Annotated in this window: 25 protein-coding genes, 17 tRNA genes and 2 rRNA genes; 7 read left to right on the top strand and 37 right to left on the bottom strand. The window is 41.2% G+C overall.

The features are described 5' to 3' along the window. Positions 1-22 precede the first annotated feature (22 nt). Entirely contained in the window at positions 23-619 is a 597-nt protein-coding gene (locus NSQ70_RS04600; RefSeq protein ID WP_178897227.1) for a hypothetical protein, read from the top strand. A 96-nt stretch (positions 620-715) separates the two neighbouring features. On the opposite strand, the gene NSQ70_RS04595 is transcribed toward NSQ70_RS04600, so the two are convergent. The 12 genes from NSQ70_RS04595 to NSQ70_RS04540 form a co-directional block, all read right to left on the bottom strand. Continuing rightward, positions 716-789, bottom strand: a tRNA-Gly gene (locus tag NSQ70_RS04595). A gap of 130 nt (positions 790-919) precedes the next feature. Further along, positions 920-1,573: a hypothetical protein gene (locus NSQ70_RS04590; protein WP_342502486.1), complete on the bottom strand. Its 654-nt coding sequence runs from the start codon at positions 1,571-1,573 to the stop codon at positions 920-922. A 79-nt stretch (positions 1,574-1,652) separates the two neighbouring features. Beyond that, positions 1,653-1,934, bottom strand: coding sequence for a hypothetical protein (locus NSQ70_RS04585; protein ID WP_008349089.1), 282 nt, complete (start codon positions 1,932-1,934; stop codon positions 1,653-1,655). After that, positions 1,931-2,836 (bottom strand): PqqD family protein, encoded by a 906-nt coding sequence (locus tag NSQ70_RS04580; RefSeq protein ID WP_008349091.1) that lies wholly within the window; start codon positions 2,834-2,836, stop codon positions 1,931-1,933. The genes NSQ70_RS04585 and NSQ70_RS04580 overlap by 4 nt, the downstream gene beginning before the upstream one ends. After that, positions 2,820-4,286 carry a hypothetical protein gene (locus tag NSQ70_RS04575; RefSeq protein ID WP_256689124.1) on the bottom strand — a complete coding sequence of 489 codons (1,467 nt, stop codon included), beginning with the start codon at positions 4,284-4,286 and terminating at the stop codon, positions 2,820-2,822. The genes NSQ70_RS04580 and NSQ70_RS04575 overlap by 17 nt, the downstream gene beginning before the upstream one ends. Continuing rightward, positions 4,264-5,010 carry an ABC transporter ATP-binding protein gene (locus NSQ70_RS04570; protein WP_008349096.1) on the bottom strand — a complete coding sequence of 249 codons (747 nt, stop codon included), beginning with the start codon at positions 5,008-5,010 and terminating at the stop codon, positions 4,264-4,266. Before NSQ70_RS04570 ends, NSQ70_RS04575 begins: the two co-directional genes overlap by 23 nt. A gap of 115 nt (positions 5,011-5,125) precedes the next feature. Then, entirely contained in the window at positions 5,126-5,338 is a 213-nt protein-coding gene (locus NSQ70_RS04565; protein WP_003211695.1) for a hypothetical protein, read from the bottom strand. A gap of 541 nt (positions 5,339-5,879) precedes the next feature. Beyond that, positions 5,880-7,022 carry an FMNH2-dependent alkanesulfonate monooxygenase gene (gene ssuD / locus NSQ70_RS04560; RefSeq protein ID WP_047947124.1) on the bottom strand — a complete coding sequence of 381 codons (1,143 nt, stop codon included), beginning with the start codon at positions 7,020-7,022 and terminating at the stop codon, positions 5,880-5,882. A 14-nt stretch (positions 7,023-7,036) separates the two neighbouring features. After that, the gene (locus NSQ70_RS04555) at positions 7,037-7,825 is read right to left on the bottom strand and encodes an ABC transporter permease (protein ID WP_256689341.1); all 789 of its coding nucleotides are present in this window, start codon (positions 7,823-7,825) and stop codon (positions 7,037-7,039) included. A gap of 44 nt (positions 7,826-7,869) precedes the next feature. Continuing rightward, entirely contained in the window at positions 7,870-8,859 is a 990-nt protein-coding gene (locus NSQ70_RS04550; protein ID WP_041093314.1) for an aliphatic sulfonate ABC transporter substrate-binding protein, read from the bottom strand. A gap of 14 nt (positions 8,860-8,873) precedes the next feature. Beyond that, entirely contained in the window at positions 8,874-9,641 is a 768-nt protein-coding gene (locus tag NSQ70_RS04545; RefSeq protein ID WP_041093312.1) for an ABC transporter ATP-binding protein, read from the bottom strand. 162 nt (positions 9,642-9,803) lie between these two features. Continuing rightward, a complete protein-coding gene (locus NSQ70_RS04540) occupies positions 9,804-9,959 on the bottom strand; it encodes an FbpB family small basic protein (RefSeq protein WP_034647783.1) in 156 nt (51 codons plus the stop codon). A gap of 265 nt (positions 9,960-10,224) precedes the next feature. Between NSQ70_RS04540 and NSQ70_RS04535 the strand changes: the two genes are divergently transcribed. After that, positions 10,225-11,517 carry a homocysteine synthase gene (locus tag NSQ70_RS04535; protein ID WP_256689123.1) on the top strand — a complete coding sequence of 431 codons (1,293 nt, stop codon included), beginning with the start codon at positions 10,225-10,227 and terminating at the stop codon, positions 11,515-11,517. Between the two features lie 42 nt (positions 11,518-11,559). On the opposite strand, the gene lepB is transcribed toward NSQ70_RS04535, so the two are convergent. Beyond that, the gene (gene lepB, locus NSQ70_RS04530; RefSeq protein WP_039170157.1) at positions 11,560-12,126 is read right to left on the bottom strand and encodes a signal peptidase I; all 567 of its coding nucleotides are present in this window, start codon (positions 12,124-12,126) and stop codon (positions 11,560-11,562) included. A 156-nt stretch (positions 12,127-12,282) separates the two neighbouring features. Further along, a complete protein-coding gene (locus tag NSQ70_RS04525; protein WP_178929966.1) occupies positions 12,283-14,226 on the bottom strand; it encodes an LTA synthase family protein in 1,944 nt (647 codons plus the stop codon). Positions 14,227-14,759: 533 nt separating this feature from the next. Here NSQ70_RS04525 and NSQ70_RS04520 point away from each other — a divergent pair. The 5 genes from NSQ70_RS04520 to NSQ70_RS04500 all read left to right on the top strand — a co-directional run bounded on the left by NSQ70_RS04520 (position 14,760) and on the right by NSQ70_RS04500 (position 17,555). Further along, positions 14,760-15,563, top strand: coding sequence for a DUF2262 domain-containing protein (locus tag NSQ70_RS04520; protein WP_327861856.1), 804 nt, complete (start codon positions 14,760-14,762; stop codon positions 15,561-15,563). Positions 15,564-15,581: 18 nt separating this feature from the next. Then, complete coding sequence (locus tag NSQ70_RS04515) at positions 15,582-16,271, top strand: DUF1963 domain-containing protein (RefSeq protein ID WP_024719926.1); 690 nt, start codon at positions 15,582-15,584, stop codon at positions 16,269-16,271. Positions 16,272-16,335: 64 nt separating this feature from the next. After that, positions 16,336-16,629 (top strand): hypothetical protein, encoded by a 294-nt coding sequence (locus tag NSQ70_RS04510; protein ID WP_024719925.1) that lies wholly within the window; start codon positions 16,336-16,338, stop codon positions 16,627-16,629. 117 nt (positions 16,630-16,746) lie between these two features. After that, positions 16,747-16,938: a hypothetical protein gene (locus NSQ70_RS04505; RefSeq protein ID WP_024719924.1), complete on the top strand. Its 192-nt coding sequence runs from the start codon at positions 16,747-16,749 to the stop codon at positions 16,936-16,938. A gap of 71 nt (positions 16,939-17,009) precedes the next feature. Next, a complete protein-coding gene (locus NSQ70_RS04500) occupies positions 17,010-17,555 on the top strand; it encodes a histidine phosphatase family protein (RefSeq protein WP_138278306.1) in 546 nt (181 codons plus the stop codon). A gap of 42 nt (positions 17,556-17,597) precedes the next feature. Here NSQ70_RS04500 and NSQ70_RS04495 read toward each other — a convergent pair whose 3' ends face one another. The 23 genes from NSQ70_RS04495 to NSQ70_RS04385 all read right to left on the bottom strand — a co-directional run bounded on the left by NSQ70_RS04495 (position 17,598) and on the right by NSQ70_RS04385 (position 25,997). Continuing rightward, positions 17,598-18,302 (bottom strand): hypothetical protein, encoded by a 705-nt coding sequence (locus tag NSQ70_RS04495; protein WP_058337552.1) that lies wholly within the window; start codon positions 18,300-18,302, stop codon positions 17,598-17,600. Positions 18,303-18,422: 120 nt separating this feature from the next. Beyond that, entirely contained in the window at positions 18,423-19,217 is a 795-nt protein-coding gene (locus tag NSQ70_RS04490) for a phosphotransferase (RefSeq protein ID WP_342502485.1), read from the bottom strand. A gap of 427 nt (positions 19,218-19,644) precedes the next feature. Then, positions 19,645-20,070 carry a hypothetical protein gene (locus NSQ70_RS04485; protein WP_342502484.1) on the bottom strand — a complete coding sequence of 142 codons (426 nt, stop codon included), beginning with the start codon at positions 20,068-20,070 and terminating at the stop codon, positions 19,645-19,647. A gap of 375 nt (positions 20,071-20,445) precedes the next feature. Beyond that, positions 20,446-20,712: a transglutaminase family protein gene (locus tag NSQ70_RS04480; protein WP_234784188.1), complete on the bottom strand. Its 267-nt coding sequence runs from the start codon at positions 20,710-20,712 to the stop codon at positions 20,446-20,448. A gap of 27 nt (positions 20,713-20,739) precedes the next feature. Continuing rightward, positions 20,740-21,210, bottom strand: a complete 471-nt coding sequence (locus tag NSQ70_RS04475; RefSeq protein ID WP_024719919.1) for a GNAT family N-acetyltransferase — start codon at positions 21,208-21,210, stop codon at positions 20,740-20,742. A gap of 146 nt (positions 21,211-21,356) precedes the next feature. Next, positions 21,357-21,438, bottom strand: a tRNA-Leu gene (locus NSQ70_RS04470). A 38-nt stretch (positions 21,439-21,476) separates the two neighbouring features. Further along, a tRNA-Leu gene (locus tag NSQ70_RS04465) sits at positions 21,477-21,565 on the bottom strand. 14 nt (positions 21,566-21,579) lie between these two features. Beyond that, a tRNA-Cys gene (locus tag NSQ70_RS04460) sits at positions 21,580-21,650 on the bottom strand. A 5-nt stretch (positions 21,651-21,655) separates the two neighbouring features. Then, a tRNA-Gly gene (locus NSQ70_RS04455) sits at positions 21,656-21,730 on the bottom strand. Positions 21,731-21,737: 7 nt separating this feature from the next. Then, a tRNA-Gln gene (locus tag NSQ70_RS04450) sits at positions 21,738-21,809 on the bottom strand. Between the two features lie 9 nt (positions 21,810-21,818). Continuing rightward, positions 21,819-21,894 (bottom strand) — tRNA-His (locus NSQ70_RS04445). A gap of 24 nt (positions 21,895-21,918) precedes the next feature. Next, positions 21,919-21,992, bottom strand: a tRNA-Trp gene (locus tag NSQ70_RS04440). A gap of 13 nt (positions 21,993-22,005) precedes the next feature. Next, a tRNA-Tyr gene (locus NSQ70_RS04435) sits at positions 22,006-22,090 on the bottom strand. Between the two features lie 15 nt (positions 22,091-22,105). Next, positions 22,106-22,178 (bottom strand) — tRNA-Thr (locus NSQ70_RS04430). A gap of 6 nt (positions 22,179-22,184) precedes the next feature. After that, positions 22,185-22,260, bottom strand: a tRNA-Phe gene (locus NSQ70_RS04425). 19 nt (positions 22,261-22,279) lie between these two features. After that, positions 22,280-22,356, bottom strand: a tRNA-Asp gene (locus tag NSQ70_RS04420). 14 nt (positions 22,357-22,370) lie between these two features. Next, positions 22,371-22,447: transfer RNA gene (locus NSQ70_RS04415), tRNA-Met, on the bottom strand. Positions 22,448-22,462: 15 nt separating this feature from the next. Next, positions 22,463-22,538 (bottom strand) — tRNA-Val (locus NSQ70_RS04410). 32 nt (positions 22,539-22,570) lie between these two features. Beyond that, a tRNA-Glu gene (locus NSQ70_RS04405) sits at positions 22,571-22,645 on the bottom strand. Between the two features lie 17 nt (positions 22,646-22,662). Next, positions 22,663-22,753: transfer RNA gene (locus tag NSQ70_RS04400), tRNA-Ser, on the bottom strand. 4 nt (positions 22,754-22,757) lie between these two features. Next, a tRNA-Asn gene (locus tag NSQ70_RS04395) sits at positions 22,758-22,832 on the bottom strand. A 9-nt stretch (positions 22,833-22,841) separates the two neighbouring features. After that, positions 22,842-22,957, bottom strand: a 5S ribosomal RNA gene (gene rrf / locus NSQ70_RS04390). A gap of 109 nt (positions 22,958-23,066) precedes the next feature. Beyond that, positions 23,067-25,997, bottom strand: a 23S ribosomal RNA gene (locus NSQ70_RS04385). Positions 25,998-26,027: the final 30 nt, after the last annotated feature.

The following is a 26,027-nucleotide window of genomic DNA, read 5'->3' as shown; positions in this document are numbered from 1 at the left end:
TGACCGATTGGAGTGAGTCACTGTGAAGATACAAATGGAAATCTCCCAACCTCAAAACCCGTCTATCCATGTTGGACAGATTGAATATTCACATATTGAGATAGGAAAATCCCCTCAAATGTTAAAAGGCCGATTGCGCCTGTTTCAAGAATCTTTGTTTTTTGAATATGAAGATCAAACTTTGGAAGAAGTACCAGCGATCAAAGAATGGACGAATCTTCTAGAAGGTGTCCCCTTTCTTCCGCTTCTTGCTGATATTCAAAAAGAACAATTTATTGACTCGACCAATTCCGTACAGGATTTGTCGATATTTTTTTCATTAAAATATTTCTTGCCTATCCTTACATTAGATGCCGATCAATTGAAAGGGCCTCTTTCATTATCCAAAAATGAAACTGGTCATATTGAATGGCAGGATGGCGCAGAGCTTAAAGGGTTATTTTCTCAACCAAGTAAAGCTCAAATTTCTCAAGACACAAAAAGCATTCTTCAAATCATTCTCTTCCCACCATCTATTTCCCGGGAAAAGAGTGAGGCACTTATACAATCCTTGACGAAGATGTTTATACAAATACATGGTGGAGAAAGTAAATATGAACTCATTGAAAAAGCACTGTAGGTCACAGTGCTCTTTACATTATACTGACATAATAAAAAACGCAACACTTCGTTTATCTATGAAACGAAATACTGCGTTATAAACAAAATTATGTATTGGAGCGGGTGATGAGAATCGAACTCACGACATCAGCTTGGAAGGCTGAGGTTTTACCACTAAACTACACCCGCATCAATCTTTTAAAGACAACATCATTGCGTTGACTTTTATTATGTTACAACTTTCTTAACAATTCGTCAAGAGAATATGAAGATTTTTCGTCAAAAAAATTCATATTCTCCATATATATTACGATAGTTATTAATCGAGCTGGATATAAAATAAGTAGGCATGTGACTTATTCTTCAGCGCTTGCTTAGGATTTTTCTCAATCCTTTCAAGCATCGGTGAATTCCCGTCTTTTCCCATTGCCGCTGTATATGCAATCAGTGCCTTTTCTCCAGAAGAGACTTTGACAGTATCAGATTGTGCAGAAAAAACATAATCACTTATTTTGAACGGAAAACTTGCTGTTGCTTTTGTCATTCCCTCATTCTTGTTGTCTGACCACATACTAAATTGTGATTCATATGTATCTTTCTCATCTCTTAATTGTAAAAGTATATTCATCGTTTGGTCAGTTCCATCCTGATGTAACGTAAAAGTCGAAGAAGATACTTCCTTATCAACTAGCCGGCCATTTTTGTAGTGGCTCCCGATAAACGTAATACTCTTATCATTCTTCGTTAATCCTTTAAGTGTAAGAGCTACTATTTCATTCGTCGTTGATGCCTCTAGTAAGTTTTTTTCTTTCTTTGTCAATTTCATTTTTTCAATCGTTACTTGGTTTTTAGAGTCAGACTCTGTTTCTATTTTAGAGACCGTTTTCTCTGTCGTTGTTGTTCCTGCAGCCTTCTCGCCGCATCCTGCTAATAGAAAAACAGTCAATAAAAGAATGCTCCATTTCTTAATCATTGATATCCCCTTTTATACTTTTATTTTTTATTATACTAAAATTTGGTTGATTATACAAAAAAAGATTAGGAAAATTCTCCTAATCTTTCGCTTTTTTCTGTTTCATGGCTGATAGGAATGCCACAATGAGAAAACTGACAGCAAAAATGACAACCATATAAATAAAAAAGTTTGGTTTGATTTGGAACGTAAATGCAGACGAACCTTCCATCTCAAAAGCAAGACTGTTAAATAATAATTCATTATTTGTTTTTGATTGAAATAAGTGATAGAACAGAACACCAATGGTCAGCATCGGAAAACCTAAGAAACCTAGGAAACTACCAACAATTGCACCTTGTTTCATTGCCTGAACGTTCATGATCGTTGTCCTCCCATTCCACCAAGCAATAACTGCTTCATAATAGACTTACCATCCCCCATAAACGGAAGAAGGTAGAGCAATTGAATAAAATACGTGATTGAAAAAATGAAAAATCCTGTCGAAATTGGATTTTCTTTTAGAAATAAAACAGTCACAATGATTCCGGCTGCGCCAATGAGCCCCGGCAAAAGCGGACCAAGCAGTGTAATCCACACCTGTTTTTTCTGAAACGGATCTAAAACAGGCCTCACAAATTTCACAGACATCATATCGCTCGCAAAAAAGCCTTGAGGACCATCCCGGCCGGCGAACTTCCGATGTGCATACCCATGTGCCGCCTCATGCAAGGCGGTTCCAGTAATTAATCCGAAATAAATAATCGTAAAATAAATCGCAATGGCTGCAATCGATGGATCAGGAATAAATAAAAAGGCGATTCCCGCCATGATCATAAAGAGCACCCAGAAAAAGATGATTTTGCGCGTCACCATCAGCAGAGCCGTACCCAATATGTGAAGAAATGAATGACCCGTGCAGTCAAATCGCTCTTTCATCTTTACTTGATACTGCTTAAAAAATTGACAGAAGGCTGTGACAGTCCGATATGGCGATTGATAATGAATCGACAGCAAGTGATGCTGATTCAGCCCCATCATCAATTGATAAAAATCGCGGGCAATCACAGACTCATCGACCTGAAACAAATCGGCGAGTTCTGCCGTAATACTCGCCTCTGTCCTTTGACCATCCACTTTCGTTAACATATGATATGCACTTTCGTTAATTGGAAGTGAGCTTCCGTACTGCGTATCAGTCAAATGCCTTTTTTGTAAAGTCACATATGGCGCAAGTGCCGGCACCCGCTCAATCTTTAGCTTATTGTTAAGAAGTTGAATCATGTGAATACCTCCATGAAAAACCTTTATATATGGCAAAGATGAGCAGACATTCAAATCCTGCCACAAGCAGCCACTGAAGCATTTGACTCGATTCCCCTATCACATAGTTTCCAATAAATACAATCGGAATCATGATTAAAATAAGCGCTCCAAACGAGAAAATACCTGTGTAAGGATTATTTCGATCAAGGGGTAATAAAATACCTACCACATAAAAGAGAGCCGTTGCATTACACAAGACAGCAGCGCCAATCAACACGATCCAGATCTGATCCGGGAGCGTCAGTGTTGTGATCATAAATAAAACAATTTGGATCACACCAACGAGCAAAAGTCCGAGAAACTTATAAAGAGCCACTTCCCATGGCCTTAGACCAAACGTTTTATACATCCCAAGCATACGTTTGTCATTGCCAAATGAATTAAAAGCTGTTAACCCAGCTAGCGCACATAAGACAAAAAAAGCTTCTCCTTCAAAGCGGAAGGCAAACTGATAACGGACAAATAAAATGACAATAAGGAGGATGAGAAAGTTTAAAATATTTTCTTCATTTCTCACTTGTGACTTTATTTCCTTTACAATGAGTGACCACTTTTTCGAAGATGAAAATGGTAGTTTGTGCAGAAAGGTTAACGCTTTTTTCTCAGCCATAATTGGCATTAAAGCAAGAGAAATAAATGCGCCTCCCGCAGATAATGAGATGAAGAGGATCAAAATCGCATAATTCACCCCGTCAGGAGACATCCCTTGTGCCGCTAAGAAAAACGGCGCTGTAAAATACATCAAATGATAATCAAACTGTACATATGATTGCTGTATTTGATTGATGTCGAAATGTGTCATTCCATACGCTACAACTAGCGCTAATAAAACAAATATCGCTGCAAATTTTTGCAACGGTAATTTTAATTTTAGTACGAGTAAATAAGTCACGTTGTAAATGAGCTGAAGCAGTGTTAAGACAAAGAGCGATTGCAAAAGCACCATCAAAAAGAATGTAAGAATAAAGAAAATACCGATCCCTTGTGCAATAAAATTAGGTAAAAGCAAGATCCCGATGAAAAATAAAACAAGCCCTGTCACGACTGTCACCATCGGAATGAAGTAACCAAGACTTTTTTGAAAGGTAGACAGCGGAAACCAGCTGAGCTGCATAGAAAAACGATCTTGTTCAGGTGTTCTGACTTTGATCAGCACAAATAACAAGCTTGTAAAAATGGATGCATTGATTGCCATCGACACAGCCAACAACCCAAGTGAACGTTCATCTCCATTTAAGAAAGCCTTCATAAAGACACCCGTAAAACTGTATCCGATGATGGCTCCCATTGTGACTGCAAACAAAAAGAATAAGACCACAATGATTCGCTTCGTTTGAGTATCAAAGAGCTTATACATCTCCTGCTGCCACATTTTAAGCATCATTTTAGAAATGATTAATGATTTCATCAAAATGTGCACCCCTATCACTTAACATTGAAGCTTTCAGAAACACCTGTTCCAATGTGCTTGATTGATACTTTTCTTTTAAGGCTGAAACCGTCCCTTCATCCATTTTATTTCCTTTAGAAATAATGGCGATCTTGTGGCACAGCTCTTCCGCTGAAAGCATATCATGCGTTGAAAGCAAGATTGCACCATGGTGCTCGGCATAACGTTTCATCAGTTTCTTTGTGTTTATAACCGCTTCAATATCAAGTCCTCTAAAGGGCTCATCCATGATCACTAATTGACTCTCAAGCATAAAGGCAGCAATCAGCTGTGTCTTTTTTTTCATTCCATGGGAATAGGTTTCAATCGGTCTTGATAAAGCTGATTCCATATCAAACAATTCAATTAGTTGATTTCTTCTTTGAATTGTTTTACATTCATACATAGAAGAAACAAAATCTAAATATTCAGCACCAGTCAATGCTTCAGGGAGCAGCAGATCATCTGGAACATAGGCGACTTGTTTTTTAAAGGATGGATCATCATTTGTGACATCCTTGATATGAATGGTTCCTTCTGTATGCTTAATGATGCCGAGTACACAGTTAATCATCGTTGTTTTACCGGATCCATTTGGTCCAGCCACAGCAACGATTTGATGAGGGGCAATTTTCAAATGAAAATCATTGACAGCAGTCACGTTATTTTTATACGTCTTGGTTAAATTCTCGATCGTAAACATATAACCTCCAAGTGTCTGCATATTCTTTAAAAACAGATCAGGCTAAACCGCCCGCCACAGACGGTTTAGCCCTGGTGTCTTATCTAAGAAGTAAAAAGATGAATCCTAAGTATAGCTACTTACATTCAATTTGGACTTTTAAGCCACTTTCCCACTGAACGGCTCCTGTAAAGCTACCCTTGCCGTTTGCTAAACACCAAACTGCTGCTCCTAGAACAACTGTTGCTCCCAATCCAAGAAGGACAGCAACAAATACTAAGAACCAAGCTTGGTCCATAATAGCAGGTTCCATAGTGGAATAGTCAACTTGCGGCGCTGCATAAGTCATACTTTTCACCTCCCAGCTTATGATGATCGTATCATAGGCGTCACACTCCAAACATCAACAGAAGATCCCATTTTTGACCGAACATATTTTCGTGTAAAATGTGACTTTTTATTCAATTATTCATGTTCAACTGTATAAATTCTCCCTTTTTTACTATTTTTCACCACAACATAAGAACCACAAAACCCATATATTGTCAATAAATCCATCTTTTTTCTGCCTTTTTTCAAATAGTTCATTTTCATCATCTCTTCTATTTAATCTTTCATTTTTTTGAGATAGAAAGAATTCCCCCGATATATCAGATATAAAAGTCCTAATTATATGTCGTTAACACATCAAATACGACATATTAACTGATAATTCCGACAAAAGAGTGAGCATATTTTCCTTCTTCTCTTGTCTCTTAAAATATGTATATACAAGAAAACCTGTTGGGAAAAAAGCCCTTGCCTTCTTCCACAGCACATATCATTTTACTTGCTTCTCTTTCTATAAAAAAAGCAAAGCAGCCCGACAAGTATGACTGCTTTGCTTTCATTTATGAGGAACTTGCAGCAGAGGCTGTATCAGGAAAGTAATTGTTCCCAATAATTTCACCAGCAGGAACGTGTGGTCCTGCATCACCATTTCTTTTAAATGGGAGAAGCGGGAAAACAAGTTCTGCTAAATAATAAGATTCTTCTAAGTGCGGATAACCAGAAAAGATAAATGTATCAATACCTAGAGACTGATATTCTATTATACGTTCTGCTACTGTATGCGGGTCCCCGACGAGCGCTGTTCCTGCCCCGCCTCTAACTAAGCCAATGCCCGCCCAAAGATTAGGGCTAATTTCAAGCTTCTCTTTATTCCCTTGATGTAATTCAACCATTCGTTTTTGCCCTACTGAGTCCATCCCTTGTAAAGTCTTTTGCGCATCATCAATAGTCTCTTGATCTAAATGACGAATCAGATGTTCCGCTGCCTGCCAAGCTTCATCTTCCGTTTCCCTCACGATCACATGAAGTCGAATACCAAACCTCACCGTTCTTCCCTCCTTTTCAGCCTGCTTTTTCACTTGTGCGATTTTCTCTTTTACTTGTGCAGGCGGCTCGCCCCAAGTTAAATAAACATCTGTATGTTTTGCAGCGGCTTGAATGCCTGCTTCTGATGATCCTCCAAAAAAAACGGGTGGATGTGGTGTTTGAGCTGGTGGAAATAACAGCCGTCCATTTTGTGTTTGCAGATGCTTCCCTTGAAACTGAACATTCTCTCCTTTCAATAACCTCTTCCATATGGTCAAAAATTCTTCTGCTGCCTCATAACGTTCATCATGAGAAATGAATAGCCCGTCTCCTTCAAGTTCTTCTTTACTTCCTCCCGCTACAACATTGATCAGCAGTCTCCCGCCTGAAAGCCGATCAAATGTGGAGGTCATTCTAGCAGCAACAGATGGCTGCATCAACCCTGGCCGAAGAGCCACAAGAAACTTTAAATGGGTTGTTTCTGCAGCTAAAGCGGCCGCTGTCAGCCATGGATCTTCACAAGATCTACCAGTAGGCAGCAAGACCCCTGTGTACCCAAGCTGATCGGCAGCTTGAGCAATTTGTTTAAAATACGGATAGTCTGCCTGTCTTGCCCCTTTCGAAGATCCTAAATAACGCCCATCCCCATGCGTTGGAATAAACCATAGAATATTCATCATATCGCCTCCTATTATTTTTCACCTTGATAACTTATGCGCCATTTGAGCAATCGCTTTTCTAACAGCCGTACAAATGAATCAGTCATCTTACCAACTACCGCAAAGATGATAATCCCTACAAACACTTTATCCGTTTGCGAGAATTGTCTTGCATCCATAATCATGTAGCCGACTCCACTACTCGACCCCATCAATTCAGCCACCACTAAACCAAGCCAGGCAATGCCTAATGAAAGCCTCACGCCCAGAAGAATATGAGGAAGGGCAGCAGGTAAAATGAGCTTTGTGATATTTTGATACAGATTAAACTCTAAAGCGCGAGCCACATCGAAAAGCTTGTTATCTACACTGCGAATTCCTAGAAAAGTATTGATATAGATCGGAAAAAAAGCCCCAAGTGCAATCAATAAAATTTTCGCTGATTCATCAAAACCAAACCAAAGAATAAATAAAGGAGTCACCGCTAAATGAGGAACTGTTCTCAGCATTTGCAAGGTCGGATCTACATACTGCTCGGTTTTCCTAGAAAAACCGACACACAGACCCATCGCAAGTCCTAAACCTCCCCCAAGTAAAAACCCGCATATTGCTCTGTAGAGACTGATGTAAAGATGGCCAAACAGCTCACCGGAACGAATCAACTCACGAAAAGATTCCGCAATGACAGTGGGTGCAGGTAGTACAGTAGAAGAAACGATTTGGGAAGCAGCAGCTCCCTGCCAAATCGCAATGAGTAAAGCAGGTAATACAAATCCTTTTAACATGATGAAGGATGAAGCTTTTCTCCTTTTTTTCTTCATTCGCTCAGTTTTAGTCACAAGGGCTGGGTTAGATGCAGCTTTCATCAACTCTTCTCCTCTTTCAGCATTTTTTCAATAAACGAATTATCTACCACCTGATTGACATCAATCTTCCGCTGAATCGCCTTTGTTTGATATTGAAAATCAGCTGTATGCTGCTGAGCGTTTATGATCTTCTTAGAAATGGGCTCATTGAGCGGCTCTGTATTGTTTAATACTTGTGTCACCACCTTCTGATCTAATTGTTTCAAACGAGCATAAAGTGTAATGGCTTCCTGTTGATGGTCTTTCTGCCATTTCACCGCTTTGTCATATACTTTTAAAAATTGCACCACTAGTTCAGGGTACTCATCGGCAAACTTGGATCTGACAAGTGTGAATCCAGGTGAATATAAATCGGTCGCTTCTCCATTAACCAGTAGCTTTGCTCCCTTTTCTATCGTTTCAAGTGATAAGAACGGCTCCCAGATCGACCAAGCATCAACTGATCCATTTTCAAACGCAGATATTGCCTCATCCGGCTGAAGCTGAATGATCTGAACATCCTTTGCAGATAAACCAGCCTGATCTAATACTTTGTATAAAAAGTCAAAACCACTGCTTCCTTTGGCAACGGCGATTTTTTTTCCTTTTAAATCTTCTACTTTTTGAATCTCACTGTTCTTATTCACTAAAATTCCATTCGCCTTTAACCCATCCTGAGATAAACCAATTTCCTTAAAATCAATACCTGCTGCCTGACCAGCTATAACAGGTGAATTACCAACCTGTGAAAAATCTAATTGATTGGCGGCGAGTCCTTCGAATTGGGGAGGACCACTTTGGAACTCCACCCACTTGACTTTCACACCTTCTTTTTCAAATGATTGCTCAAACCACCCTTTTTCCTTTGCTAAAAGAAGTGGGCTTAGACTTTGCTGAATCCCAATCCGAATCTCTTTCGGCTTGTCTTCTGATCCATTCGCTGCTTGACCACACCCAGCTAATACAAGGAGGATACCCAGAAAGAGAACGATCCTTTTTTGCCTTTTCATTCAATTTGACCTCCTTAAATTCCTGAGCCATTCGTCAGTAACAGCTCATCTGTTTTCTCAAATTCTGAAAGCACCTTTTGTCTTAAGCTCTGAAAAGCTGTTGACGTTCTATTCCGCGGGAATGGTAAGTTCACGGGAAGGATTTTATGAATTCGACCGGGTCTTGCTTGTAACAGCACAATTTCATTGGCTAAATAAATGGATTCGTCAATATCATGAGTGACAAGCACCATCGTTGTTCTTTTCTCCTGCCAAATATCCAGCAGTACATCCTGTAAGTGTTTCCGTGTAAATGCATCTAGCGCACCAAAAGGTTCATCAAGCAATAAAATCTCCGGATCACGCAGGAGTGCTCTTGCAATAGCAACACGTTGTGACATCCCGCCTGAAAGCTCATGTGGATAGGCGTGTTCAAAACCTTTTAACCGAACAATTTCAATTAATTCATCCACTTTGCGGCGAACAGACGCCTGTTTTAAATTGAAATTGGCAGCGATATTTTCTTCGACCGTCAGCCATGGAAACAAGCGATGCTCTTGAAAGATAAAGCCCTGTTTCATTCCTGGTTCTACCACACGCCTTTCTCCTATCACGATCTGCCCATCATAATCTGTATCAAGGCCTCCAATCATCTTCAGCAATGTACTTTTCCCGCATCCGCTCGGACCAATCACCGTCACGAATTCACCAGGAACGATGGTGAGCCTTACGTTTTCAAGCACTTGAATGGTTTGTTTGTCTTTCCAAAAAGACTTATCCACAATATCAATGGAAATAGTCATTGCAAGTTCACTCCTCTTGTCATCAGATAGATACACAGAAAGGCCCTTATCCCAAAAGAGAGATAAGAGCCTTCGTGTTGTCCGATCAGCTATTCATATTGAGTTGTTAGCACCATCCTAAATCATATTATTCCTATAAATCAACTATATTTTATAAAATGGTTATTTCGACCTTGTATGCTTTTCATCAATACGATCGTAAATTTCTTCTATTCGTTCTTGATTGCTGTAAATCTCATATTTGTTCCGCTCAATCAAAATGTCTAATGTGATATCCAAATGTTTTCTGTATTTTTTTCGTTTTTTCTTTTTCTCCATCTTCAGCTTCCCTCCTGATTAAAATAAAAAAAGGCCCTTCACTCATGCCTGAGTGAACGAGCCTTCGGTTGACCGATCAGCGATTCTTGTTGGTATTTTCAGTATGCTTATGTTAATACATACTATTCCGACATGTCAACTATATTTATTGTTTTTTCAGATTTATCTAAAAAATGATTGACCGGGCAGTAAACAAGATTTATAGTCTTATTAAATATTTCTTATTAAAGTAGTTGGTTTTATCTAACAAAAGGAGGATACACACATGTCAGAAGAACTTCAATTTCGTTTAGAAACAAAAGCAATTCACGCAGGTCAAGAACTGGACTCAGCCACCTATTCAAGAGCTGTACCTATTTACCAAACAAGCTCTTTCGGTTTTAGAGATAGTGAGCATGCGGCGAATTTATTTGGACTTCAGGAACCCGGTAATATTTATTCACGTATTATGAACCCGACAAATGATGTGTTTGAAAAACGGATCGCTGAGCTTGAAGGTGGAATTGGTGCACTTGCTGTCTCCTCAGGACAAGCAGCGACCACTTACTCCATTTTAAACATTGCAGGAGCTGGTGACGAAATCGTATCCTCCAGCAGTCTGTATGGCGGCACATATAATTTATTTGCGCATACCTTGAAAAAGCTTGGAATAACAGTAAAGTTTGTGGATTCCTCAAACCTTGAAGAACTTGAAGCAGCCATTACAGATAAAACAAAAGCAGTGTATGCAGAGAGCATCGGAAATCCAAAAGGCGACATTTTACATATTGAAGCCGTATCAGCCATTGCACACAAGCACCACATCCCTCTAATTGTGGATAATACACTTGCCAGCCCTTATTTGTTAAGACCGATTGAATTTGGCGCAGACATTGTCGTCCATTCAGCGACGAAATTCATCGGCGGCCACGGCACATCCATTGGCGGAGTCATCGTCGACAGCGGCAAGTTTCCTTGGGGTGATAGCGATAAGTTCAAAGGACTGACTGAACCAGACCCAAGCTATCATGGCCTGACGTATACGGAAGCAATTGGGGAAGCGGCTTATATCACAAAGGCACGTGTACAGCTCTTACGTGATCTAGGGGCGGCATTATCACCATTCAACTCATTTTTACTCTTGCAAGGCTTAGAAACCTTGCATCTACGTCTTAAACGCCACAGTGAAAATGCATTGAAGACAGCACAATTTTTACAAGATCATCCTCTTGTAGAATGGGTCAGCTATCCAGGTCTTGAAGGCCATGAATCCTTTGAGCTGGCTCAAACTTATTTACCAAAAGGACAAGGTGCCATCCTCACATTCGGCATTAAAGGTGGCAAAGACGCAGGAAAAAAACTCATTGATTCGGTTCAGCTTTTCTCACATCTTGCAAACGTAGGCGACTCTAAGTCACTCATCATCCACCCTGCCAGCACAACGCATCAGCAATTAAGTGAAGCAGAGCAAAAAGCCACAGGGGTGACACCAGAACTTATTCGTTTATCTGTTGGAACAGAAGCGATTGAAGATATTCTGGCAGATCTAGAACAGGCGATTTCAAAAAGCCAGTCTTAACCAAACAAAAAAAGCACACGCCTGTGTGCTTTTTCTTATTGATTAGTGATTGATTAAGCGAATATCTTGGAAGGGATAAAACACGAATGATGTTGTCCCTTGAATGTCACTCTTTGTAAAAAGACCTAAACCATTGCGACTGTCCATTGAGTTTTGGCGATTGTCACCCATGACAAAGTACTTTCCTTTAGGGACTGTAAGAGGACCAAAATCAGGTGTCAACAAGGTGCCATCTGCGGCAGCTTTCTTTTTGTTTGATGCTAAATAAGGCTCCGCCACTTTTTGACCGTTCACATATAGCTGGTCATTTTTCATTTCGATTTTATCACCAGGTAAACCAATCAATCGTTTCACATAGTGAGTACTGCGGTCTTCCCCATCAAGAACAATGATCTGTCCGCGTTTATAATCGCCGAAGTAATCGACTGTTTTATTCACAAACACCCGCTCTGTATCATGCAGTGTTGGTTCCATAGAAGTCCCCTTCACAATATACGGTGCGAATAAAAAGTTACGAATGATAAAAACAGCAATAAATGCGATTAAGATGGCTTTGATCCAGCCCCATAATTCTGATTTCTTTTTTTGTGTTTTTGTATTTGTTGTCATAAGCTCCTCCTGAAATCCCCTAGGACAAAATGAGTTATCGCCAGCTGACCGCTGACGCCACGCTTGTTTCTCCCTAAATATAAACATATTTTGCCAACAAATCAAGCTGTAAGAGAGAAAAAGGCAAGCACCTTTCTGTGCTTGCCCAAAACTCAGTTAGTTAGCAGAAGAATCCTCTTCTGTCTCTTTGTTTGTTTTACCATAGAAATAATCAGATGGATTCACTGGTTTAAAATCAGATAGCTTATGGAATCGAAGAAGATCCCTGTACAGTACTTTATCTGACAGGCTTAACTGATTATCAACACGGGCTTTAATCGCTTCTGTCTTTTTGTTTTGTTTCACCACTTTACCCGTTTTTGTATCGTAGACCGTATTATCTACAAGGGTATATTTTGGTGTCACATAGTTTCCGTTACGGAATGCAACAGTTTGATCATGCTTCTTAGAGAATAAATCTGTTCCAAAATTCACGTACTCATTTGAATCAATACCTTGTAAGTGAAGAAGCGTTGGCATCACGTCTACTTCACCGCCATACGTATGATTCACGCCGCCTTGTTTCCCAGGGATACGAATCATGAGCGGTACACGCTGATTTTGTGCATTTTGATATGGCGTAATTTCTTTCCCTTGAATCTCACTCATTGCACGGTTATGGTTCTCAGAAATACCGTTATGGTCACCATATAATAGAATCACTGAGTCTTTATACAGACCCGATTTTTTCAAGTCCTTAAAGAATTGTTCTAATGACTCATCCAAGTATCTCGCTGTTTGGAAATAATTATCCACTGTTTTATCGCCAGTTGTTGCCTTAGCGATTGTCGCATCTTTCTCATCTAAATTAAATGGATAATGGTTGGTCAATGTCATTAAGTGTGCATAAAATGGCTTTTTCATTGATTCTAACATTGGGATTGATTCTTTAAAGAATGGTTTATCCTTCAGACCCATGTTTACAAGGTTTTCTTCATCCATGTTGTAATAAGATGCATCGAAGAATTGATCAATTCCCATATGTTTATAAATCGTGTCACGGTTCCAGAAAGATTTATAATCCCCGTGAAGCACTGCACTCGTATAGCCTGCTTTTTGATCTAAGATGGCAGGAAGTGATTGGAAGGTATTTTCACCTTTTGTCACAAACGCTGCACCCTCTGGCAAGCCAAACATACTATTATCCATCATGAGCTCAGCATCAGAAGTCTTCCCTTGACCAGTCTGGTGGAAGAAGTTATCAAAATACGTAAAATCTTCTTTTCCATGAGCTAGTTTGTTTAAAAACGGCGTCACTTCTTCTCCATTTAACTTGTAGTCAATTAAAAATGACTGGAAGCTTTCTAAATGGATTTTGATGATGTTTTTTCCTTTTGCTTGACCAAAGTATTCTGCATTTGGTTTCGCATAGTGAGAGGTCGTATAGTTCACGACATCCGTTAAATCATCACTACTCGCATTTGCTACCTGCGTTGCATTTTGTGCGGTTTGCACGCCGTCATAAATCGCATAGTTATAAACACCTAAATATTTCACAATATACTTATGATCAAATGTTCTCGTCAATAATTCTGGACGATCTTTTTCAGCTAAGTGTAGGTTAACGAAGAACAGTCCAACACCTGCAGCCACAATCAGCAGTGCGAAAGTTTTTTTCATTTGGAACTTCTTCACTTCTGGTCTCCAAATGACAATGGCAATTAAAATGATGATATCAAGGAAGTACAAAAGGTCATGCGGCTTAATACTTGCTAACACACCGCCGGTCATACCTCCCCCAAGATTACCGGCTTGTTTCATTGTCGGGAATGTTAAAAAATCATCAAAGAAACGATAGTACGCTACATTCGCATATAAAAGTGCGGTCATAATAAAATCAATGACAATTAAAACAATGGCCGATTTACGCCCCTTCAAAAAGAGAGCAAGTCCTAAAAACACGATGGCTGAACTAAATGGATTTAATAAGAGAAGACCCTCTTGAAAAGATCCCTTCACTCCTAAATTAAAGTCCATTTTGTAGGCTGTGTACGATTTTGCCCAAAATAAAAGGACAGCCAAAACAAAAAAGCTATATTTGTTCGCAAATATTTTTTTCATAAAACCTCTTCTTTCTTATTTTCGATCTGATATAAATGAAATCATAAAAAATTTACATTGATTTTGCAAATGTAAATCTTCTGCACCAAGCATTCCGATGCTCTTTTCTCCGCAGGTTACATGTGCTCCTTTAATATAACGAATAAGAAGCATCATAAGTTTCAAAAAAAATACGAGTAAATAAAAGGAAAAATATCCATTTACATTAAATTTACTGCCGCTTCATGTTTCAGAGAATGATGAAGGTTTTGTAAATCACTCAGTACTACTTTACTTTTTTCATCTAATCGTGTCAAAGTAATTATAAAGAAAAGGAAGAATCACCTAGGCTTTTCGACTCAATTAGCCAAATTTATACAAAATCCGAACCGATTTGCTTTTTTATTGTGACTCAACCTCCTACAATCCATGTATCCTCTCTGCTGCCACAAACCTAAAAACAGTTTTAAGTAAAAAAAGCTTGATTTCCCCTACCAATGTAAGGTGTGATAAAGGTATAGCTCCATCAAATAAATCAAGCTGGGGGACATCCTATGAAATCAAACAAACAAATCAACATATTTGAACAAAGATTCTCAGAAGAAGTGATAGACATCGTGGCTGTTACAGGACCTTCTGGAGTCGGCGCAGGAAAAGCAGGAAAAGAGACTCTTTGGACTGCTTCAATCCCGCTCATTGCATGGAAGGAAAAAGACCGCATCATAACCGAAAAAGTGAGACTGTGCTGGTTAACAGATAAAAAGGGATTACGAGACAAACAAGCGCAATTACATAAAGAATCTATCGTCACACTTCAAGTACGTAAAGGTGAAGGTGAATTTATGCTCGTTTCACTTGTTGATACAGATACTGAAGATAAGGAACTTCAAGAAATATTAGAAGAAGCTCAACAACCTATCTTTTACCACGATGACAAGCTGGGTACCTTTGAATTAGTGAAAGGACTAGACTTATTTGAAACAACCATGCAGTGGGGCAATGAGGAGTGCCTTCTTTACTTCAATCTTGAAGAAGAGGAAGAAATGAATGACTCTCTGAAAACGGCTAGACAACTCGTAGAAGAGCAGACAACATGGGATGCCTCCATGAAGTCATATGCAGCAAATCAGCTAATTGAACTAGCAAAAGATTGGCAGGAACAAGACGACTCCGCTGAAAATTCAGAAGAGATCACACCGGATCAATTTATCAGCCGCATCTCTCTTGAAAGCCTCCATGCTTATCCAAATGGAGAATTCGAAGCCTACTATCATGACGGAGATTTATTTTGGGGACATGTCATCATTGTCTCTGGCAATATGAATGGAACGTTTCAAGATGCACACATTGCTGGCTAAAGAATGGGGGATGGATAAATGAAGATCAAAGCTTTTGACGAATTAAATCAACTAGGAAAAACACCTATTGTAGCCAAAATAGGCGGGTTTCGCCCTGATCCTTCTAAGTACAGCTGGTTTGCTGGTCATTTTTTCATCCAACGTGATAAAGGGTGGCCGGCAGATCAAGATGGAGCTATGATTCCCATTTTACAAATGTATTTACCCGAAGTACCAGGGGGAATGAACGGCTTTGATGAATGTAAGATGATTCAAATTTTCATCAACAAGAAAACCCTTCCGATCGATATCGCCAAAAACGGTGATGGCTGGAAACTCATTGAATATTCATCAATGGAAGGATTAGAAATCGCTGAGACCCCTGAAGACGTGAAAGGAATTAAACCTTTCCAGATAAAGTGGCTCGAAGGGGAACAACCGGATTATCCATGCTGGGAGGAAGCTTGGTCATACGTTGACTTATCAGAGGTTAATGAAAGTGAAGAAGCGACAGATCATTTCTTCGAGCATTACTCAAACTACTCGTTCACAAAAATCGGTGGATACGGAGCTTACATCCAATCTCCTCCCCACCAGATGTCAGGAGAATTCATGCTACAAATCGCCTCAGAAGAAAAACCTCGGTTCATGATTGGTGATAACGGCACGATGTATTTCTATTACGACAAAGACAATAAAGAATGGTTCATGCACTGGGATTGTTTTTAAAATCAACTGTATGGAACCATTCCCCTTTCTAATCGTAATAAACGATATGAAGGGGGCCGGTAATATGGGATTCATTTTAGACATCTTCAATCTTGCTCTGTATATCCCTTTTTTACAGGTAGATGAAGATGATATATCACGAAATGCAGCACAGCTAAAAAAATACAGCTGGTTTCAAGCGTTATTAAGTGATCAAACGAGCAGAGAGCTGATCATTTATGATCAAGGAGTCCGCCGTGTAATTGGTCAATTTAAGACGAGTAAACTCCATAAGAAACCATACAACATCAGATGCGAACGAAAGGTACAACAAGCCATACACCGTGCCATGTCAAAACACGGAAAGATCCGCACTTAGCTGTGGCTCTTTCCGTACAAATGTAATAAATCCTTTTGAAGAAAACAATTGACGCTCGGACAACTCTCCCCGTATATTATGTATAAATCCATCTTTTTTTAGAAAAGGGGGCCTCACATGCGCTTGTTTAAGAACTGGAGAAAAAAGCAGCACAAACAGCCAATTACTTCAGATACGCAAGAAGACAGCATCCCAATTAATTTTTCCACCCTTCCCTTTGGCACAGACACCATAGATGATTTTTTGTTCAACTTAGACCTAACCTCAAAACTGATAGATCCATACAAAGAAGCAGACACGAACAAATAGAACCTAAACTTTCGTGAACCCTCATCCAATATTGGATGATTTTTTTATACTTAGAGGAAGGTGTCCCCCCTATGAAGACATGTTATTTCGTCAGACACTGTCAAGCAGATGGACAATCCGAGGATGCGTCTTTAACGCCTCAAGGCATCACACAATCGCATGAACTCGCACAGTTTTTTTCCGGCATTCAGCTCAACCACATCATCTCAAGTCCTTATAAACGAGCGATTCAAACCGTTGAGCCCCTTGCTCATGCCAAACAGATCAAGGTACAAATGGATAAGCGTCTCTCTGAACGTAGGTTAAGCAGTCAACCAATGAAGGATTGGTATGAAAAACTAAAGCTCAGTTTTTCGGACTTGCATATGACCTGTGAAGGCGGAGAGTCGAGCCTAGAAGCGATGAATCGTATTGTAGAGGCACTCTATGAACAAATAAAATCAGGAAGAGATCATACTTTATTCGCCACTCATGGCAATATTATGAGCCTGCTTCTAAAACACGCCGATCCTGCAATTGGATTCAAGGAGTGGGAACAACTAAGCAATCCAGATGTCTACATCCTGAAATATTTTAAACCAGACCATGTAGAAATAGAAAGAATATGGCATAAATAAAAAAGGCAGGGTTGATCCCTGCCTTTTTCTTATGAAAAACAACTATTGGTGATAGTAAAATGTCTGTACCCACTCATAGGGCTTCTTACGATCCGCACACCATTTCACAAAACCTCTTGTCTGCGTCTGCTGAAATTCCTTCCAGTCCGATAAAAGCTGGTTATAGTAGACTGCTAGTTTTTCAACATTGCTTTGAACATTTTTATCTTCGATCAGTTTCATGACATCTTGAATCCCTTGAATTCGCTCATGATCTTTCTCATAGGTGCTTAAATAAAGATCTTCATGTATATGATGAAACGAATACCACAAAGCCGAGAAATAGGTTTCGCAAATTTGAACAATCACTCGCTGCTCTTTGCTGCCTCCCATCTCTAGTGCCTTCAATAAATAGGGCAGCTCTTCCCCCTGATGCACAAACAAGCCTTGCCAGCGATACGGTCTCACATCCATTGGATCAATATTTTCCCACTCTCGAAGAACAGGATGGATCACCCCATGTACCAATGGATACACAAGCAAATGATGACCATCCTCAAAACGTTCAATGTAATCAAACAGCCAAGCAACAAATGAACGCCGTGCTGTAAATTCGTTCTTATTCATCTCTTCAACAAAAGACTGAAGAACCTTTAACGCATCTTTACGCAGACCCTGTTCTTTCCTTACACAGTACTGTCTAAAAAGCGGATAATCATGTGATCGCTCATCTTCAATCATAGTCTGTAATATCGTCTTCATTTGCAAGATAACAACTCCGCCTCTTTACCTTCATTCTATTGAACTATTATAACCAATTGTAACATCCACATGAAACTAGTAAAAAGATGAGTTTGTCCTTTTTCTTTTATAAAACCCTTGGCATCCTCAAATCCATTCTTTTCTGTGTTCATGAATGAATTGTATGTCTTTTTGATAATGTTCAAGGTGCCCGTCATGAATCATTTTTTGAAAAGCTCTATCCCCTTCATTCGCTTTTCGCTTCATGTATTGACATAAACCTTCTAAACGCAGCAACACCATGTCCACATAATCTTCTGGTATTTCCTCACCATAAGCTTCAAAAAACAGTTTGACTCTATACTTTATATGGGCTGCATGCTCTAACGAATGATAATTTACGACCTCCCCTGTTTCAGTACGAAAAAACCTACTGAGAGGGACACAAGTATAGAGAGTATATGCAATATCCCAAAGCCTTGGACCAGGGGCGGCTACATCAAAATCAATGATTCCCACTGGCTTTTTATTTTTGAAAATGATGTTGTACATCGCAAAATCATTATGGCACACAACCTCTATGTTGTTAGGGGTATTGTCCATTCGTTCCCAATCGTCTGAAATGGGAAAATCACTAACAGCATCATGATACAGTCTAAGCATTCTCGCTATTTCTTTCAAAGCATTGTGAGAGCACATGTATTCTTTTAAGGGATCTTGACCGGCCACACCTTCAATGAAGGACAAGATCTCTCTACCTTTTTCATCAACCCCTAAAAACTTTGGAGCATAGGAGAAATCATTTTTTTCTAAATGCTTTAGCAGCTTTTGTATATTCATATTGTCTGACTTTACCTCTCTGCGAACCGTATCTCCCGAACGATATACGTTGGAGACATTTCCACCTGTCAATAACTCTTCATGATCATTTTGTTTTTTCATAAATTCTCCCCCAAACTGGGTCACAATGATGATGCCAGCTAAAGATGTGTATGTACCCACAAATATTCATTTAGTTACACAAAGGTAATTCACTGTTTTATGTGAATGCGCTAATCCATTTTGATTCCTTATATGGTTAAATGTATCTTACCAAATGTTGCAAATCATCTAAAGTTTATTCTGTTAAAAGTAGTACATGCCATTCTATTCTAATAGGATTCTATTTTCATCTAAATAACTCATTTAAACCACAAAAAAACGTTTCTCCACGAGGGTGAAACGTTGGGTTCACGGTAAAAACCGATCATGAAACTTTTAATATTAATAGATACCGGTGGCCGGAGTCGAACCGACACTCCATGATAAATGATTCCAAAAAGGCAAGGTATACCCTCTGAAAGTAAAGCAGCCGTTAATGAAATAAGAATTAAAGTTCTTCTTGATATATTGCTGATTTTATCGGCTTTAAAGTCAATGGAATTTTAAACTCAGGAATACTTTCAATATGATTAAAAAAATGATCTATATCGTCATAATCCATTGACCATTCTTCTACCACCTTTAACTTTTTTAACTCACTTGTTGGTTTAAATAAAAATTCACAGTGCAGTTGTTCCATGTGAGAATAATCATCTTCTTCATAAATTGTAAACTGACGTACAAAATCAAGATGAAATAGTTCCTCTCCCGTAAAATCATAGACACCACACTGAAATAAAATTTCTTTATCTTCTTCGCCCTCAACGGTCTCCTTTGAAAAAGCCTTAAATGTTTCCCAAACCTTTTTTATCTCATCGGTCTCTTCACCGATGCTATCTTTAAGATAACTTTCAGCATTTTTAACCGTAATCATGACAACACCTCCTATGTACAATTGATCCAATCCATCTTCAATTGTCCTGCCCCTTTAGTTTAATCATAAGGTAACCATCAATAAAGTAAAAGTTAATCTCCTTTGAACACAATTTGAAGTAATTTTTTCGTGTGAAAAATCAGCTAAACAACAAATAAAAAAAGCCCTCCTACAATTTGTAGAAAGACGTTTTAAACGTTAATATTCTTTAATTCTTCTGTAATTGACGATAATAAAGAATATCTTAAACTAGATACAGTGGCAGGGGTCGAACCGACACTCCAGAGGAACACGATTTTGAGTCGTACTTGAACGTCTGAACCCTTGAACCATTGGTATTATGCTATTTATTCAACATTTCTTAAAATAAAGATGCTAACAAATTAGATTTTGCATAGCATATTCCTTCTTATACACTAATACATCCGATGCATTACATGTTACTCGTTTCCCTTGTATATCCCAAGAATGAGATATTTCATCACGAACATACTCATAAGCAAGTTTTGTCTTTTCAATTTCAGTTTGAGCCGGAATAAAAAGTTCATCTGCATTAGACCTAATAATAGGATTAGTATGACTGACTTGGTTTAATTCAAGCAAATAATCTTCTATTTTTTCACTTTCACATATCAAATGCATGAAATTTACCCTCCAATCGATAATTTTTTAACCAAGTTTTTTCATCATTGAAACAATTTTTATACTTAAACCATTTGGCTTATGTACAACTTCCTCATCGTAGATGCTATACCCCACTGAACTATACAATTTTATGTTTCTAATCACGGTCATACGAACTTTGCAAAATATACTAGTTAATTCTTCTTGTACTGCATAATTTTCTAAAAAACTTAATAATTTTTTGGCAATACCATGACCCTGCATTTCTGGAATTACTGATAGTCTATAAAAATATAAACTATCTTCTTTTATTTTAAAGCGAACCATTCCAACTGGCTGATTATCAATATAACAAATTAAACTCCTCTCTCCTTCTTTTAAGGCAATTAAAACGGATTGCACAGTTTCCTCCAAAGCACTTGAAGGTGGCACTTCGTCCTTATACTCCATAAATGCCTTTATCATTAAATCATGTATTATCGATGTATCTGATAAATTAGCAAACCTTATCTCCAAATATATGTCCCTCCTTTAACATTCTTGTTTAATGACAGGTACGTACACGATATTTTTATAAGAATCGTATTGAAGATAAATAAAAAACGTTCCTTACAAAGTGTAAGAAACGTTGATTTCATCGTATTTACTACCGATGATATAGATACCGGTGGCCGGGGTCGAACCGGCACTCCGTGAGGAACACGATTTTGAGTCGTGCGCGTCTGCCAATTCCGCCACACCGGCATGATCATTAAAGAGCGCAACTTATAATAAATAAAAAATGGTGCCGAGGGCCGGACTTGAACCGGCACGGTAGTCACCTACCGCAGGATTTTAAGTCCTGTGTGTCTGCCAATTCCACCACCCCGGCAGTCTTTTCAAAAAAGGCGACACCCGGATTTGAACCGGGGATAAAGGTTTTGCAGACCTCTGCCTTACCACTTGGCTATGCCGCCATAATTGGAGCGGAAGACGGGATTCGAACCCGCGACCCCCACCTTGGCAAGGTGGTGTTCTACCACTGAACTACTTCCGCATATCAACTGGGCTAGCTGGATTCGAACCAACGCATGACGGAGTCAAAGTCCGTTGCCTTACCGCTTGGCTATAGCCCAATAATAAAATGGGGCGATTGATGGGAATCGAACCCACGAGTGCCAGAGCCACAATCTGGTGCGTTAACCACTTCGCCACAACCGCCATAGATGTTATAAATCATATAATTGGCAGGGGCAGTAGGAATCGAACCCACACCGGAGGTTTTGGAGACCTCTGTTCTACCGTTAAACTATGCCCCTATGAAAATAAAAATGGTGGAGGGGGGCGGATTCGAACCGCCGAACCCGGAGGGAGCGGATTTACAGTCCGCCGCGTTTAGCCACTTCGCTACCCCTCCACATTTGAAAAACAGTGCCGGCAAGAGGACTTGAACCCCCAACCTACTGATTACAAGTCAGTTGCTCTACCAATTGAGCTACACCGGCAAATAGTGGTGGCTCGGGACGGAATCGAACCGCCGACACACGGATTTTCAGTCCGTTGCTCTACCAACTGAGCTACCGAGCCAAGTATTCTTTTTAAAAAATGGCGGTCCGGACGGGACTCGAACCCGCGACCTCCTGCGTGACAGGCAGGCATTCTAACCAACTGAACTACCGGACCAATAAAGATAAATTTGGTTGCGGGGGCAGGATTTGAACCTGCGACCTTCGGGTTATGAGCCCGACGAGCTACCGAACTGCTCCACCCCGCGACGATATAAAAGATATGGTGGAGGATGACGGGCTCGAACCGCCGACCCTCTGCTTGTAAGGCAGATGCTCTCCCAGCTGAGCTAATCCTCCGAATAAAATGCTGGTATGTATTTCTATAAAAATGGTGACCCGTACGGGATTCGAACCCGTGTTACCGCCGTGAAAGGGCGGTGTCTTAACCGCTTGACCAACGGGCCCTTTATTATGTAAATTGTGGCGGAGAGCAAGGGATTCGAACCCTTGAGACGGGGTTACCGCCTACACGATTTCCAATCGTGCTCCTTCGGCCACTCGGACAGCTCTCCAAATTGGCTCCGCAGGTAGGATTCGAACCTACGACCGATCGGTTAACAGCCGATAGCTCTACCACTGAGCTACTGCGGAATGAAGAAAGCCTGGCGATGTCCTACTCTCACAGGGGGAAACCCCCAACTACCATCGGCGCTGAAGAGCTTAACTTCCGTGTTCGGTATGGGAACGGGTGTGACCTCTTCGCCATCATCACCAGACAATTTAGTGACAAAAGATATTATACTATGTATTACAAATAAATCAAGAGATTTTTGAAAAATGTTCTCTCAAAACTAGATAACAATGTTCATTTTTCACATTAGAATATAGGTTAAGTCCTCGATCTATTAGTATCTGTCAGCTCCACGTGTCACCACGCTTCCACCTCAGACCTATCAACCTGATCATCTTTCAGGGATCTTACTTCCTTGCGGAATGGGAAATCTCATCTTGAGGGGGGCTTCATGCTTAGATGCTTTCAGCACTTATCCCGTCCGCACATAGCTACCCAGCGATGCCCTTGGCAGAACAACTGGTACACCAGCGGTGCGTCCATCCCGGTCCTCTCGTACTAAGGACAGCTCCTCTCAAATTTCCTGCGCCCGCGACGGATAGGGACCGAACTGTCTCACGACGTTCTGAACCCAGCTCGCGTACCGCTTTAATGGGCGAACAGCCCAACCCTTGGGACCGACTACAGCCCCAGGATGCGATGAGCCGACATCGAGGTGCCAAACCTCCCCGTCGATGTGGACTCTTGGGGGAGATAAGCCTGTTATCCCCGGGGTAGCTTTTATCCGTTGAGCGATGGCCCTTCCATGCGGAACCACCGGATCACTAAGCCCGACTTTCGTCCCTGCTCGACTTGTAGGTCTCGCAGTCAAGCTCCCTTGTGCCTTTACACTCTGCGAATGATTTCCAACCATTCTGAGGGAACCTTTGGGCGCCTCCGTTACATTTTAGGAGGCGACCGCCCCAGTCAAACTGCCCACCTGACACTGTCTCCCTGCCCGATAAGGGCAGCGGGTTAGAAGGTCAATACAGCCAGGGTAGTATCCCACCGATGCCTCCACCGAAGCTAGCGCTCCGGTTTCCAAGGCTCCTACCTATCCTGTACAAGCTGTACCAACATTCAATATCAGGCTGCAGTAAAGCTCCACGGGGTCTTTCCGTCCTGTCGCGGGTAACCTGCATCTTCACAGGTACTATAATTTCACCGAGTCTCTCGTTGAGACAGTGCCCAGATCGTTGCGCCTTTCGTGCGGGTCGGAACTTACCCGACAAGGAATTTCGCTACCTTAGGACCGTTATAGTTACGGCCGCCGTTTACTGGGGCTTCAATTCGCACCTTCGCTTACGCTAAGCGCTCCTCTTAACCTTCCAGCACCGGGCAGGCGTCAGCCCCTATACTTCGCCTTACGGCTTCGCAGAGACCTGTGTTTTTGCTAAACAGTCGCCTGGGCCTATTCACTGCGGCTTCTCGGGGCTTTAACACCCTAAGAAGCACCCCTTCTCCCGAAGTTACGGGGTCATTTTGCCGAGTTCCTTAACGAGAGTTCTCTCGATCACCTTAGGATTCTCTCCTCGCCTACCTGTGTCGGTTTGCGGTACGGGCACCTCTCACCTCGCTAGAGGCTTTTCTTGGCAGTGTGGAATCAGGAACTTCGCTACTAAATTTCGCTCGCCATCACAGCTCAGCCTTCACGGGAAACGGATTTGCCTATTTCCCAGCCTAACTGCTTGGACGCGGATATCCAATACCGCGCTTACCCTATCCTCCTGCGTCCCCCCATTGCTCAAATGGTGAGGAGGTGGTACAGGAATATCAACCTGTTGTCCATCGCCTACGCCTTTCGGCCTCGGCTTAGGTCCCGACTAACCCTGAGCGGACGAGCCTTCCTCAGGAAACCTTAGGCATTCGGTGGACGGGATTCTCACCCGTCTTTCGCTACTCATACCGGCATTCTCACTTCTAAGCGCTCCACCAGTCCTTCCGGTCTGACTTCACTGCACTTAGAACGCTCTCCTACCACTGTTCGTAAGAACAGTCCGCAGCTTCGGTGATACGTTTAGCCCCGGTACATTTTCGGCGCAGAGTCACTCGACCAGTGAGCTATTACGCACTCTTTAAATGGTGGCTGCTTCTAAGCCAACATCCTGGTTGTCTAAGCAACTCCACATCCTTTTCCACTTAACGTATACTTTGGGACCTTAGCTGGCGGTCTGGGCTGTTTCCCTTTCGACTACGGATCTTATCACTCGCAGTCTGACTCCCAAGGATAAGTCATCGGCATTCGGAGTTTGACTGAATTCGGTAACCCGGTAGGGGCCCCTAGTCCAATCAGTGCTCTACCTCCGAGACTCTTACCTTGAGGCTAGCCCTAAAGCTATTTCGGAGAGAACCAGCTATCTCCAGGTTCGATTGGCATTTCACCCCTACCCACACCTCATCCCCGCACTTTTCAACGTGCGTGGGTTCGGGCCTCCATTCAGTGTTACCTGAACTTCACCCTGGACATGGGTAGATCACCTGGTTTCGGGTCTACGACCACGTACTCATGCGCCCTATTCAGACTCGCTTTCGCTGCGGCTCCGCATCTTCTGCTTAACCTTGCACGGGATCGTAACTCGCCGGTTCATTCTACAAAAGGCACGCCATCACCCGTTAACGGGCTCTGACTACTTGTAGGCACACGGTTTCAGGATCTATTTCACTCCCCTTCCGGGGTGCTTTTCACCTTTCCCTCACGGTACTGGTTCACTATCGGTCACTAGGGAGTATTTAGCCTTGGGAGATGGTCCTCCCGGATTCCGACGGAATTTCACGTGTTCCGCCGTACTCAGGATCCACTCTGGAGAGAACAACATTTCAGTTACAGGGCTGTTACCTTCTTTGGCGGGCCTTTCCAGACCTCTTCGCTTATATCGTTCCTTTGTAACTCCGTATAGAGTGTCCTACAACCCCAAGAGGCAAGCCTCTTGGTTTGGGCTGTTCCCGTTTCGCTCGCCGCTACTCAGGGAATCGCATTTGCTTTCTCTTCCTCCGGGTACTTAGATGTTTCAGTTCCCCGGGTATGCCTTCTCATACTCTATGTATTCAAGTATGGATACTACTCCATTACGAGCAGTGGGTTTCCCCATTCGGAAATCTCCGGATCAAAGCTTGCTTACAGCTCCCCGAAGCATATCGGTGTTCGTCCCGTCCTTCATCGGCTCCTAGTGCCAAGGCATCCACCGTGCGCCCTTTCTAACTTAACCATTTCTTACTTTAGAAAGAATCACTATGTG

This window comes from Bacillus sp. FSL R5-0397 (assembly GCF_038593395.1).
GTDB lineage: Bacteria > Bacillota > Bacilli > Bacillales > Bacillaceae > Bacillus > Bacillus altitudinis.
Note: the sequence above shows the minus strand (reverse complement) of the source record. Positions and strands in the feature narration are given on the sequence as shown.